This window comes from Acidithiobacillus sp. AMEEHan, assembly GCF_030996345.1.
GTDB lineage: Bacteria > Pseudomonadota > Gammaproteobacteria > Acidithiobacillales > Acidithiobacillaceae > Igneacidithiobacillus.
On sequence record NZ_CP118747.1, the window covers coordinates 357501 to 370654 of the forward strand.

Annotated in this window: 11 protein-coding genes, 1 tRNA gene, 1 rRNA gene and 2 pseudogenes (1 of these 15 only partly in view); 2 read left to right on the top strand and 13 right to left on the bottom strand. The window is 60.2% G+C overall.

Translation table 11 applies throughout. From position 1 onward, the window contains the following. The 10 genes and pseudogenes from ORD17_RS01780 to ORD17_RS13410 form a co-directional block, all read right to left on the bottom strand. A 16S ribosomal RNA gene (locus tag ORD17_RS01780) occupies positions 1-1062 on the bottom strand; it reaches 474 nt to the left of the window's first position. Between the two features lie 149 nt (positions 1063-1211). Further along, positions 1212-1288: transfer RNA gene (locus ORD17_RS01785), tRNA-Met, on the bottom strand. A gap of 128 nt (positions 1289-1416) precedes the next feature. Beyond that, positions 1417-2466: a L,D-transpeptidase family protein gene (locus ORD17_RS01790; RefSeq protein ID WP_308389208.1), complete on the bottom strand. Its 1050-nt coding sequence runs from the start codon at positions 2464-2466 to the stop codon at positions 1417-1419. Continuing rightward, on the bottom strand, positions 2450-2701 hold the full coding sequence (locus ORD17_RS01795; RefSeq protein WP_308389209.1) for a Rho-binding antiterminator: 252 nt from the start codon (positions 2699-2701) through the stop codon (positions 2450-2452). The genes ORD17_RS01790 and ORD17_RS01795 overlap by 17 nt, the downstream gene beginning before the upstream one ends. After that, the gene (gene serS / locus ORD17_RS01800; RefSeq protein WP_308389210.1) at positions 2685-3959 is read right to left on the bottom strand and encodes a serine--tRNA ligase; all 1275 of its coding nucleotides are present in this window, start codon (positions 3957-3959) and stop codon (positions 2685-2687) included. Before serS ends, ORD17_RS01795 begins: the two co-directional genes overlap by 17 nt. 3 nt (positions 3960-3962) lie before the next feature. Continuing rightward, positions 3963-5255, bottom strand: coding sequence for a replication-associated recombination protein A (locus ORD17_RS01805; protein ID WP_308389211.1), 1293 nt, complete (start codon positions 5253-5255; stop codon positions 3963-3965). Positions 5256-5263: 8 nt separating this feature from the next. Next, complete coding sequence (locus ORD17_RS01810; protein WP_308389212.1) at positions 5264-6361, bottom strand: outer membrane protein transport protein; 1098 nt, start codon at positions 6359-6361, stop codon at positions 5264-5266. Positions 6362-6373: 12 nt separating this feature from the next. Further along, a complete protein-coding gene (lolA, locus tag ORD17_RS01815; protein WP_308389213.1) occupies positions 6374-7039 on the bottom strand; it encodes an outer membrane lipoprotein chaperone LolA in 666 nt (221 codons plus the stop codon). Next, complete coding sequence (locus tag ORD17_RS13405; RefSeq protein WP_374693395.1) at positions 7014-8198, bottom strand: DNA translocase FtsK; 1185 nt, start codon at positions 8196-8198, stop codon at positions 7014-7016. The genes lolA and ORD17_RS13405 overlap by 26 nt, the downstream gene beginning before the upstream one ends. A 39-nt stretch (positions 8199-8237) precedes the next feature. Beyond that, positions 8238-9343: pseudogene (locus tag ORD17_RS13410) on the bottom strand (DNA translocase FtsK 4TM domain-containing protein); the annotation flags it as partial. 193 nt (positions 9344-9536) lie between these two features. Here ORD17_RS13410 and trxB point away from each other — a divergent pair. Both trxB and ORD17_RS01835 read left to right on the top strand, forming a co-directional pair. Continuing rightward, positions 9537-10490 (top strand): thioredoxin-disulfide reductase, encoded by a 954-nt coding sequence (trxB, locus tag ORD17_RS01830; protein ID WP_308389215.1) that lies wholly within the window; start codon positions 9537-9539, stop codon positions 10488-10490. A gap of 306 nt (positions 10491-10796) precedes the next feature. Continuing rightward, a pseudogene (locus ORD17_RS01835) lies at positions 10797-10979 on the top strand (Smr/MutS family protein); the annotation flags it as partial. 111 nt (positions 10980-11090) lie between these two features. On the opposite strand, the gene ORD17_RS01840 reads toward ORD17_RS01835, so the two are convergent. From ORD17_RS01840 to ispF, 3 genes are all read right to left on the bottom strand, one after another. Beyond that, on the bottom strand, positions 11091-11540 hold the full coding sequence (locus tag ORD17_RS01840; protein ID WP_308389216.1) for a heavy metal-responsive transcriptional regulator: 450 nt from the start codon (positions 11538-11540) through the stop codon (positions 11091-11093). A gap of 79 nt (positions 11541-11619) precedes the next feature. Next, on the bottom strand, positions 11620-12681 hold the full coding sequence (truD, locus tag ORD17_RS01845; protein WP_308389217.1) for a tRNA pseudouridine(13) synthase TruD: 1062 nt from the start codon (positions 12679-12681) through the stop codon (positions 11620-11622). Further along, the gene (gene ispF, locus ORD17_RS01850) at positions 12674-13153 is read right to left on the bottom strand and encodes a 2-C-methyl-D-erythritol 2,4-cyclodiphosphate synthase (protein ID WP_308389218.1); all 480 of its coding nucleotides are present in this window, start codon (positions 13151-13153) and stop codon (positions 12674-12676) included. The genes truD and ispF overlap by 8 nt, the downstream gene beginning before the upstream one ends. Between the last annotated feature and the right edge of the window lies 1 nt (position 13154).

Below are 13154 nucleotides of genomic sequence, written 5' to 3' on the forward strand. Positions count from 1 at the left end.
CTGACGACAGCCATGCAGCACCTGTCTCAGAGTTCCCGAAGGCACTCCCACATCTCTGCAGGATTCTCTGGATGTCAAGCCCAGGTAAGGTTCTGCGCGTTGCATCGAATTAAACCACATGCTCCACCGCTTGTGCGGGCCCCCGTCAATTCCTTTGAGTTTTAACCTTGCGGCCGTACTTCCCAGGCGGGATACTTATCACGTTAGCTACGACACTCAGCACCTAAGGCACCAAACATCTAGTATCCATCGTTTAGGGCGTGGACTACCAGGGTATCTAATCCTGTTTGCTCCCCACGCTTTCGCGCCTCAGCGTCAGTATTGGGCCAGGTGACCGCCTTCGCCACTGATGTTCCTCCAGATCTCTACGCATTTCACCGCTACACCTGGAATTCCATCACCCTCTCCCATACTCTAGTCCGCCCGTTTCCACCGCCATTCCCAGGTTGAGCCCGGGGATTTCACGGCAGACGTAACCAACCGCCTACGCGCCCTTTACGCCCAGTAATTCCGATTAACGCTCGCACCCTCCGTATTACCGCGGCTGCTGGCACGGAGTTAGCCGGTGCTTCTTCTTGGGTTCACGTCAACAGCAACCGGTATTAGCGATCACCTTTTCGTCTCCCACGAAAGAACTTTACAACCCGAAGGCCTTCTTCATTCACGCGGCATTGCTTCGTCAGGGTTGCCCCCATTGCGAAAAATTCCCCACTGCTGCCTCCCGTAGGAGTCTGGGCCGTGTCTCAGTCCCAGTGTGGCTGATCGTCCTCTCAGACCAGCTACCGATCGTCGCCTTGGTAGGCCTTTACCCTACCAACTAGCTAATCGGACGTAGGCCCCTCCAATAGCACGAGGTCCGAAGATCCCCCGCTTTCTCCCTCAGGACGTATCCGGTATTAGCCCAAGTTTCCCTGGGTTGTCCCAAACTATTGGACAGGTTCCTACGCTTTACTCACCCGTCCGCCACTCGCCACCAGGCCGAAGCCCGTGCTGCCGTTCGACTTGCATGTGTTAGGCATGCCGCCAGCGTTCAATCTGAGCCAGGATCAAACTCTCTCGTTCAATCCATTCCATTCAAAACTTCTACAACCATGTATGCCCCATAACACCATACTCTCGCATGGCACCACAGCACATACACAGCTTCAGGGCCTAAACCCCACACATCTCCACTCGGTTGGGAAAGAACGAAACAGCATACTGCGAATATTTGGTAGCGGGGGTAGGATTTGAACCTACGACCTTCGGGTTATGAGCCCGACGAGCTGCCTGGCTGCTCCACCCCGCACCGGGTCTTGCATGGTAACGTGAAGAAGATTTTCTAGTCAATACCCAGCGACTTTCTTTCTTGTCCACCCTCGCCGTACCGCGGCGAGGAGCGAACTATACCTACGTGCTTACCTCTTGGCAAGCCCCTCAAGATGCGGCAGGGGGAGCCTTCGCGCCCGGCGGTGTGGCTTGGTTGGCATCGGCACCGTAGGGGGGGAAACGGTAGGGCTCGGCCGGCAGGCCGTCGACGATCTCGCGCAAGCTCGGCGAATTGACGTCTATGGGGGTCGGGATGGTGTTCGGTTTCTGTACTAGGTCAATCACCCGCTGCCAATCGACCACGAACTGAGTGTGCTGCGCACTCTGATACGCAGCAATCGCATTGACCGCCCGTTGCTGCGGGGACAGAGGATTTTTGTAGGCTTCGATGGGGGCAAAGGTCTGCAGGTAGAAGCGCCCATCACCGTTCGTGCCCACCAGATAGGGCTCGTCGATGCTACGCACGGGCGTCCCCACCTTCACCATCTTGAACAGCTGAACCTCATTTTCCGGGTAGACATGGAAGCAGCCATGACTGACCCGCATACCTACACCCCAAGGTTTGTTGGTACCGTGAATGTAGATCTGCGACCAGCCGGTTTCCAATGCCAACTCGCCCATGGGATTGTCCGGGCCCGGGGGGAAATAGGCAGGAATCGGCTCTCCGGCCTTGGCGTGCTCTTCTTGGATGTTTTTCGGTACTGTCCAACTGGGATTTTTGACCTTGGCGATAATGCGTGTGCTACCCAACGGATCCGGCCATTTGGGGCGGAAGATGCCGATGGGATAGGTATAAACCACCTTTTGCCCAGCGGGGAAGTAGTAGAGACGGCGTGCCGGAATATCGATGACGATGCCCTGCCAGGGCGGCGGTGGAAGAATGTACTGGGTGGGCACGAGCACCCGGGTGCCTTTGCCCGGTAGCCAGGGGTCGACACCTGGGTTGGCCTCGCGGATCTCGTTGTAACCCACGTCGTAGTGGCGGGCAATGTCGAGCAAGGTATCCTGCTGCCGAGAAAGCACGACACGCAATTGGCCGACCATGTTCGTGCCGGCCGGTGGCAGGGGAAACTCTGCCGCCAACAACGCCCTGCCGGGCAAAATGGTCACCGCCGCCAGGACGAGTACTCCGAGCCATTTTTTAGGATGGAACTGCATGCGCTCCCTCTACCTCTGTCAAATCGAGTAAATAATAAGATCCGAAAGATTCCGGCTGCACCGAGAGCAGCGACCACTCCCGCCCATGTGCCGTCCAAACGTCCATGATCATCGCACGAAAGGTACGGCCATCTTTGAGCTGCAGCTGCAGCGGTCGACGGCGCATGGCGGCCAGTTCCAGTTCGCTGTGCAGCGCACAGGATATCGGCACGTACGGCTCAGCTTGCGCGGACATCGAGAAATTCTTCACCGCGGAGATACGGTCGTAGGGCGCGGGGAATGCGCACGCGGCCGTCAGCCTGCTGATGGTTTTCCAATAAAGCGACCAGGGTGCGTCCCACCGCCAGCGCCGAGCCGTTGAGGGTGTGCGCCAGCTGCGGCTTACCCTCACTGTCACGATACCGCAGTTGTAGTCGACGTGCCTGGAAGCTCTCGGTATTACTGCAGGAGCTGATTTCGCGATAGCAGTTCTGGCTCGGCAGCCAGACTTCCAGGTCGTAGGTCTTGGCGGCCGAGAATCCCATATCGCCAGCACAGAGCAGCATGACGCGGTAGGGCAGCTCCAGCAGCTCCAGGACTTTCGCGGCGTGGGCGGTAAGCTCTTCGAGCGCGGCTGCGGAGTCCTCCGGGCGCACGATCTGCACCAGCTCGACCTTGTCGAATTGATGCTGCCGGATCATGCCGCGGGTATCGCGTCCGGCAGAACCCGCCTCCCGCCGAAAACAAGGCGTATACGCGCAATACTTCTGTGGCAGAGCGGAAACGATCTCCTCACGCAGCAGATTGGTGAGCGGGACCTCGGCGGTAGGAATCAGATAAAAGTCGTCATCGCGCAGCGCAAAGAGATCCTCCTCGAACTTGGGGAGTTGTCCTGTACCCAGCAACGACTGAGGATTGGCCAGAAAGGGCGGCGCGATCTCTTCATAGCCATGTTCCTGCGTGTGCAGATCCAACATGAATTGGGTCAGCGCCCGCTCCAGGCGTGCACCCGCGCCCCGGAGTACCACAAACCGTGCACCGGCAAGCTTGCTACCCGCAGCAAAATCGAGGATACCCAAATCGCTGCCCAGATCCACATGGTCCTTGATCGGAAAGTCAAAACCTGGAATCTCGCCCCAACTGCGCACGCAGACATTGCCGCTTTCATCCGCGCCATCGGGAACATCCGCCTGGGGCAAATTGGGCAGCGTGCGCACCCATTCCTCCCACTGCGCCAGGACAGCAGCCAGCTGTTCCTCCTTCTCGCTGACTGCGGCGGCGATTTCCACGGCGCGGGCCTGCTCAGCCTGCGTGTCCCGCCCTTCTCGACGCGCCACGCCAATGGCTTTGGACAAAACATTGCGGTCATTGCGCAACGCCTCCAGATCAACCTGCAAGGTTTTCCGCTGCTGGTCCAGGGACTGCAATGCCGGCGCATCCAGAACATACCCGCGCCGGGCAAGCGCTGCGGCCACCACGGTCGTCTGGGTGCGTAACAGATTCGGGTCAAGCATGCTTCAGCCTCCTGATCTTTTCCGATGAGCGGCGATCCAGGCCAGGCGCTCGCCCATGGTCCTCTCAAATCCCCGCTCCGTGGGGGTATACCAGCAGCCGTCCGCCATGCCTTGCGGCAGATAGGACTGCCCTGGCGCAATGGCATCGGGAAAATCGTGATCGTATTGATATTCGCGGCCATAATCCAGCTCCCGCAGGAGCCGCGTAGGGGCATTGCGCAGGTGCAGCGGGACCGGCCGGCTAGGCTCGCGGCGAATCTGCGCACGTACCGCGTTCCAAGCCAGTTCTAGGTGATTGCTCTTGGGAGCGCTGGCAAGGTAGATGGCAGCCTCAGCCAGAGCGAGTTCCCCCTCGGGACTGCCGAGAAATGTATAGGCGTCACGCGCAGCGATGGCGATGCTCAGGGCGCGCGGATCCGCCAGGCCAACGTCCTCGCTGGCCATACGCACCATACGCCGGGCCAGATACAGCGGATCAGCGCCACCATCAAGCATCCGCGCCAGCCAGTACAGAGCGGCGTTGGCATCCGAGCCACGCAGGGATTTGTGAAAGGCCGAGATCTGGTCGTAGAACTGTTCCCCGTGGCTATCGAACTGCCGCCAATTCTCGCCGATAGCCTGCTGTACCTGCTCCAGTGAGATTTCGCTGTTTTCGCGCCCGTTGGCGGCCAACTCGAGAATGCCGAGCATGCGCCGGGCGTCGCCATCGGCGGCGTTGATGAGCAACGCACGCGCAGCAGCGCTCAGAACCAGATTCTGCTCCCCCAAGCCCCTCTCTGCATCGTGCAACGCACGGTCGAGGATCTCTCCCAGGCTGGGGGCATCCAAAGGTTGCAGAACGTACACACGTGCCCGAGACAACAAGGCAGAGACCAGGGCAAAGCTGGGGTTTTCCGTAGTTGCCCCGATCAGGGTGAAAATGCCGTCCTCGACATAGGGCAACAGGGCATCCTGTTGCGCGCGGTTGAAGCGATGGATTTCGTCGACGAAAAGCAACGAGGCCTGCCCACACTCCCGCAGCTGTCGCGCCTTTTCGGCGACCGCGCGCAACTCCTTGACGCCGCTTTCAACAGCCGAGAGCGTAACGAACTCTGCCTTGGACTGAGCTGCCAGCAGACGAGCGAGGGTGGTTTTGCCCGAACCCGGAGGGCCCCACAGGAGAAGAGAGGGGATCTTGCCACGTTCATCAAGAACGGCCCTGAGGCTACCACCTACCCCCAGTAGCTGAGGCTGACCAACGAACTCGGCAAGGCTGCTGGGCCGCATGCGCGCGGCCAGAGGGCGTCGATCAGGCATTCAGGACATCAGAAGCTACGCGCCAAGGCCACCCCAAGGGTGAAGGCGCTGGCCTTATAGGACCCGCCGGGTACCGTGCCGGCATCCGGAAGGGTGAATGGCGCGCCGCCAGCCGACCCGGACAAGGCGTAGCTCGCGCCGATGTCGTAGTGCCAAGGTCCAAGACCAATCCCCAAGCCGAAGGATGCCGAGTTGGAGGCCGTTGCCGGCACCGCGAGCTGCACCGCTTCCCCTCCCGCCGGGCTGTCGGCATGGGCAATACCACCACGGATTTCGAGGTCCTGATTCAGGTGGTAACTCAGGCCCACACGATAGGCCAGGGCGGACTTCCAGCCCAGGTTGCCGTAGTACGGCAGTTGGGCGTTCGCCCAATTGGTCCAGTCGACATCGAGCTCCGTGGCGAAGGAGGGTGTCCAGCGGTAGCGAAAGCCGGCCTGTAGCCGGCCTGGCAGCTGAATCTTGCCGCCACCGGCACTGATACTGGCCGGAGAGATATAGCTCAATCCAACGTTGTAGCCCTCAGTGCTGTAGAGCAGGCCAATGCGACCACCGACGCCGCCACCATCCGCGGAGAGAGTACCGAATTTTCCGCCGATGCTTTGGTAATAATCGAGTCCAACCGCCACACTGAGATCGGGCAATACCAAGTAGGCGATGCTCGGATTGATATCGATAATGCGCAGCTGATTCTGGAGGTACGGACTTCCCTCATACAGCGCATTAGGCGCCCAACTATCACGCAGGATATAGGGCGAGGTGACCCCAATACCCAGCGCCAGCGGCATGCTGTCGAAGCGATGGGTATAATAGAGGTCGGCAAGGATACTGGTGTTGGTCTGCGCACCGATGTCGGTGCTGCCGCTGGCGTAATTGTAGGAAGGGCGCTGCGCCAACAGATCAATGGATACCCGATTTCCGGAGAAAAAAGCCATACCTGCCGGGTTATAGGAATAATCACTGACCGGTTGCCCATCAGCTACCACCGCCCCAGCCTCCGATAGGGCCGCAACGCCGGTCGGCACGGCAAAGGAATCAGCAAAAGCGGAATGAATACCGGCCATTTGGACCAGCGCGCTGAGTGCGACGAAAACCAAGGTCTTACGCATGACTACTCCAGTCTAGGGATTTTTGAGAATGTCTACCCCGGCTGGCGGAGTAAAATGAAAGATCTTGTCTGAAATGGGGACATTCACGCGGACATGCTCGAAATGCAACACCGTTTCCTGCTGGAAGGCATCTTCCATCAGCATTTCGCGCAACTGGCCGGCGTTGTCAAAGCCCATCTGGATGGATGTAAAGCCTTGGTTTTGCCCTTTTTTGGGTTTGAGCAGAACCCATTGCAGCCCATTTTTCACGGGCAGCGAGCTGATCTGGAAGTCTGTCGGCAGAACGTCGCGCCCGGCGATCAGCGCTGCCGGGGTACTACCGAGAACCTTGCCCAACGGCTGCACCGTGACCTGCTGCAGGGCGGGCTCATAGAGCCAGACCTGATGACCGTCGGAGACAATCATTTGCCCATTTTTGCCGGCGTAATTCCAGCGGAAGCGACCAGGCCTGGCGATCCAGAGTTGCCCGCTGGCGCGCTGTTCGACGACGCCGCCATGGTTGAGGACTTCCTGCTGAAAATCAGCGGTCACGGTCTTGCTGGACTGGAAGAATTTTTCCAGCAGCGCGCTAGGCTCGGCAGCCAACAACGGCGGATTCGCGCCGACGATCAGAAACAATCCCAAAACGGCGGAAATATAAAGTCGCACGAGCTCAGTCGCGCGGCGGGGCAGCAGCATACACTTCTCGACTACCATTGCTTTGTAGGGGACCAACGATGCCCACCCTCTCCATTTCCTCGATCATTCGAGCCGCCCGATTATAACCGACTTTGAGCTGGCGCTGCACATAGGAGATGCTTGCCTTGCGGCTACTGGTGACGATCGCGACCGCCTGATCGTAGAGCGGATCACTCTCCGCATCGTTGTCGCCGCTCTCTCCCGTTCCCACATCATCGCCAGAGCCCGAGAGAATATCTTCGTCATATTCCGGAGCGCCCAGTTGCCGCAGGCTCTCGACCACCCGATGCACCTCGTCGTCACTAACGTAGGCACCATGCACGCGCAAAGGATAGCCACTGCCAGGGGGCAGATACAGCATGTCGCCCTGCCCCAGCAGGGTTTCCGCTCCCATCTGGTCGAGAATCGTACGTGAATCGATGCGCGACGACACCTGAAAGGCAATGCGTGTGGGGATGTTGGCCTTGATCAGGCCGGTAATGACATCTACCGATGGACGCTGGGTCGCCATGATCAGATGCAGACCTGCCGCTCGCGCTTTCTGTGCCAGACGCGTGATCAGGGTTTCCACCTGTTTGCCGACAACCATCATCAAGTCGGCAAATTCATCGATGACGACGACGATGGCCGGCAGCGGGCGCAATGCAATCGGCACGTCATTGAAGTCTTTATCAGGTCCCGGCAGGATCTCACCGCGCGCCTCAGCCTCTTTCAACTTCTGGTTGTAGCCCGCCAAGTTGCGCACGCCGGCATGCGCCATCCACTTGTAACGCCGTTCCATTTCCGCGACGCACCAGCGCAACGCATTGGCGGCCTCCTGCATGTCGGTGACCACAGGCGCGAGCAGGTGTGGGATGCCTTCGTATACTGACAGTTCCAGCATCTTGGGATCGACCAGAATCAGGCGCACTTCCTGCGCCGTGGCCTTATACAAAATGCTCAGGATCATGGCATTGACGCCAACGGATTTCCCGGCGCCAGTAGTGCCAGCCACCAAGAGATGGGGCATCCGCGCCAGATCCGCGACAATCGGCTGGCCGCCGATATCCTGCCCCAAGGCCAGGGTCAACAGGCTTTTGCTCTGCGCGAAGGCCGCGCTGCCGAGAATTTCGGAGAGACGGACCACACGCCGCTTGGGATTGGGGACTTCGATACCCATCGTCGCCTTACCGGGAATCGCTTCGACTACCCGTACCCGGGCGGTGAGGACGCGCGCCAGATCCTTGCTCAGGCCGGCGACCTGACTCACCTTGACACCAGCCGCAGGTTCAATCTCGTAGCGGGTGATGACCGGGCCGGGGTGCGCATCGACAACCTGGGCACTGACACCAAAATCCGCGAATTTTTCTTCCAGAAAACGGGAACGCGCCGCCAGCTCTTCGGCCGAGGGAACCAAAGCCGGGTCATTGGCTTCGGGCGCGTCCAGCAAAAAGAGTTCGGGCAAGCCGTCGGCGCGCGGCGGTCCTAGTGGCGCGGGTAAGGGTAGCTGCTCCTTACTGGCGGTCGCCACCTTCGACGGTGATGGGGAAGCCTTCCGGCGCAAGGGAATCGGGCGCTCCGGCTCCAGCGCTTGCGGGTCGGCGGATGGCCGCGCGGTCAATTCGCTAGCCGCGGCATCATTCGCCTCATCCTTTGCCGCAGCCCCTCGCCGCCAGCGGGGCAGGCGCAGAGCGAAGCCCGGCACGCGGGACAAGGAAAAGCGGGGGATCCGCAGAACGCGCAGATGGCTGACCCAATGTGCCGGACTCGTCCGCGTCAGGAGAGCTATGCTCAACAACAGCAAGGCAAAGAAAAGGAACCCGGTACCCACGCTACCCAAGACGGGTGCCAACAATGCCAGTAGACCGGACCCGATGATTCCGCCGGGACTCTGTCCCTTTATCGGCCACCACAGGAGCGGCCAGAGCAGGGCCAGAAGCACGCTGAAAGCCGGGAAAAACAGGATCCCGCCGAGAATGCGTAGGCGCGGCAGCGGATGCTGCCAGTGCAAGCGCCGTAGCCAGAGCCAACAGAAGGCCAGGAACGCGAAGGGAAGCAACCACGCAGCAATCCCAAAAATCTGTACCAGGAATGCCGCCAACTCTGCACCCAGCTCCCCCCCCAATTGCGCGCAGGCTCCCCCCGACCACTGGTAAACCAGCTCGGGTCAAGGGGGTGAAAACTGAGCAGAGAGAGGAGTGCGAAAAGGCTCGAGAGCAGCAGGGCAAAGAGCAGGAGCTCCCGACGCCAGGGATATCCGCTCCGCTTCGGCTGGTTCTCGCGCACCGAACCATTCGCTACTGCTGCGCTACGTGCTTTCGACATGCTCGCAAGCTAGCCGAGACTTCCCTTTTTTGTCAAGGGATTAAGACTGACTCTTTAGTAATATTCTGAAAGCGAAAGAGATATCCGGTAGCACCGAGAAACCCATAATTCCATCTGTCATTGTGCTTCGGGCTCTGCCGTGAGCCAGCAAGGAATGCTACAATTGCGCGTACCCCAATCGATAGGAGCGGTCATGGCAGACGACAGCAAGCACGCGCGCTTACTCATTCTTGGTTCCGGTCCGGCTGGCTACACTGCGGCGATCTATGCCGCTCGGGCCAATCTGCAACCGGTGCTCATTCAGGGAATGGAACCCGGGGGCCAGCTAATGACGACCACCGATGTGGATAACTGGCCAGGAGCGGCCGAAGGCATTCTCGGTCCGGAGTTGATGGCGGAACTCGAAAAGCAAGCGCGCCGCTTCGATACAGAGATCATCTTCGATCATATCGGCAAGGCCAGTCTCGGGGAACGGCCCTTTCGCCTGCAGGGGGATCAGGGGAACTATACCTGCGACTCTCTGATCATCGCCACCGGCGCCTCAGCCAAATATCTGGGCCTGGAGAGTGAAGAAAAGTATCGCGGCAAAGGAGTTTCTGCCTGCGCCACCTGTGACGGATTTTTCTATCGTAATCAGGATGTCGCCGTCGTCGGTGGGGGTAATACTGCGGTCGAAGAAGCTCTGTACCTCAGCAACATCGCCAAAACTGTCACCGTCATCCATCGGCGTGACAAATTCCGGGCGGAAAAGATTTTGCAAGACAAGCTCTTCGCCAAAGAAAACGTGAAAGTGATCTGGGATCATCAAGTGAGCGAGGTGCTGGGTGACGCCTCGGGGGTTACCGGATTGCGTTTGGCATCCGCAACGGACGACAGGACGCAAGACATTGCCGTAACCGGCGCCTTCATTGCCATCGGCCATCAGCCCAACACGCAGCTCTTCAAAGGACAGCTGGAGATGGACGAAACCGGCTACCTGATCACCAAAGGCGGGCGTGAAGGGTTTGCGACCATGACCAGCATCGCGGGCGTGTTTGCTGCTGGCGACGTGCAGGATCATGTCTACCGCCAAGCCGTGACCAGTGCCGGCACGGGCTGCATGGCCGCCTTGGATGCGGAACGCTGGCTGGAGCAGGCCAGCGCCTGATGCGTGGCGCGGCGCTCGGCACAGCGAAAGGCAAGAGCTGATCCCGAACTTCTTCTTGCCGATGTCGAAAGAGAGGAGTTTCGCGCCGCTCTGAGGGATGTGCGGCCGCTCGCGGCCCCAGCGCCGCCGCCGCGCACGCCAGCCCCCGCCCCTGAGGCGCGTCAAGCCGAGGCAGATGAGCTCGCCGTCCTGGCGGATCTTGCGCATGGCGGTGAAGAAGAAAGTGACTGGTGGACGGGTGACGAATGGGTGTATCTGCGCCCCGGTCTGCCCGAGCGACTCTTGCGGGTCTTGCGACGCGGAAAAATGCGCGTACAGGCCGACCTCGATCTACATGGGCTGCGCGTGGAGGAGGCTCGTGCGGCCGTCGCCGAGTTTCTGGCCGAGGCTCGCCGTCACCGCTGGACCTGTGTACGCATCGTGCACGGCAAAGGCCATGGTTCACCAGGGCAGGTGCCGGTTCTGAAACGCTTGGTGGGACATTGGCTGCAACGCCACCGCGAAGTGCTGGCCTTTTTGCAGGCAGGACCCGCCGAGGGCGGCTCCGGGCCCTGCGGGTCTTGCTGGGCGAGCTCCGTCGCTGATGCCCGGGAAGTTTTTTCAGCGCGCCTGAGCGGCCTGGGCAGACGGCAAGTCGGGGGCGCGCTCTACCCCAGCGAGCGAGGCCAAGATCGGGCAAGCATCGACAGAACCGTGGCCAGGGCAACGCTCACTGACCTCGCGCAGGGCCGACCGCATCCGCTCCAGATCGGCGATTTTTTCCTCGATGTCGGCGATCTTACCCTCGGTAATCTGCTTCACCGCCGCCATGTCGTTTTCCGGATGACTGTTGATGTCCAGCAGCTCCTTGACCTCCGCGAGGGAAAAACCGAGATTCTGCGCCCGGCGAATAAAACGCAATCGTGCTTCCGCCTCGTTGTCGTATAGTCGGTAGTTGGACTGGGTCCGTTGCACCGGGCGAATCAGCCCGATTCGTTCATAATACCGCAGAGTCTCAGCCGCCAACCCCGCCTCGCGCGCCAAACGCCCAATGGTCACGTGGATTTTCATATCGGTCCTTCCTGGTTTTTGCCCTGCAAACGAGTAGTTTATCGTAAAGTATGTACTTGCTACGGACAAGGGGCGGGACTCATTTTTCCGCTTTCACCCCAAGGGCTTCCAGTAACACCGTGGCATAGGAACCTTGCGGCAGAGAGAACTTCAGAACGATGTCCCCGGCCTGCGGCGCATGGACGGATACATCCTGTGGGCGGCAACGCAAGGCGCGTCGTGCTGCGTCCAAGCCCTGATTGGCCAGTGCCGCTGCCCAGGCCATGCCGTTGCCCGGAGAATCGTCCCCACCGGACCAATTGGCGAGGATCTCGGCTTCCAGTTCGCCCGCCAGCCCCTTACTTCGCCCCGCAGCTTTGCCCGGCAGTGGCCCGGTGGGATGCAGGTCCCAGGCCTCGGCGCGGGCCTGCAGCTCCGCGAGTTCTTCGGCGCCAGCCCGAAACTGACTATGCGACCCGGCCAACTGGATGATCTCGCCGGGCAGGATGCGGTTCCAGCTTTTCTGTCGCACCCGCTCGGCGAGGATTACATTAAATAGCGTGGAGCGGGCCGTCGACCACAGCAGCGCACGCAGGTGATGCGGCATGCGCCCACGCCGCCCGTCAGCCAGCAAGCGTCCTGCGGCAGGCAAATTGTCGCGTCCGAAGCGCTGCGCCCCAAAATAGTTGGGAAACCCTTGTTGCGCCAAGGCCTGCATGGCGTTCTCCCAAGCATCGAAATCTCCAGCTTCGTGCAGGTGAATCTGGAAGCGATTGCCGCGATGCACACCGCGGCGCAGCTTGCGCCGATGCCGGTCGATGGCGAGGATCTGCACGCCCTCAGCCGCGAACTGGCCCCAATCGGGTTCTTCACGTCCGGCGAGCGGCACGGTAAAGGCTTGGCGGGTACAGGCATGGTAGTCTTTCAGACCCGCGTAGCCTACATCCCGCGCTGGGACGCCCGCATAACGGGCGAGTAGCCGGGCAACTTCCTCGGTGTGGCGCTGCGTCTTCTCGATCCAGAGCCAGGCGTGGTCGCCTTCGCCATCGGCAGCAAAAGGCAACAGCTCTTCCACAAAAAAAGTTTCGGGGGAGGAACGAAAGACGCCTATCGGGCGGGCAACCGCCAGTTCTGGATAATAGCGCTCAGGGATCTCAGACATCCTGTATGAGGCAGATGGCCTGAGCGGCGATGCCTTCGCCACGTCCGGTAAAGCCCAACTGCTCCGTCGTCGTCGCCTTGACGCTCATGGCACTGAGGGGAATCTGCAGATCGCTGGCGAGATGTTCCCGCATCTGGGGAATGTGCGGCGCCAATTTGGGGCGCTGACAGATGAGCGTCGAATCGACGTTGACGATGCGATACCCCTCCTGCTGCAGCAAATTGGCACAGTGCCGGAGCAGTAGACGCGAATCAGCACCGGCAAAGCTTGGGTCAGTGTCCGGAAAGTGTTTGCCGATATCACCCAAGGCCGCTGCGCCGAGCAAGGCGTCGCAAATGGCATGGATGAGGACATCGGCATCGGAATGACCGGCCAGGCCAAGCTCATACGGCACCCGCACCCCGCCCAGAATCAGGGGGCGATCTACCACCAGTGCATGCACGTCAAAACCTTGTCCTACGCGAATATCCATA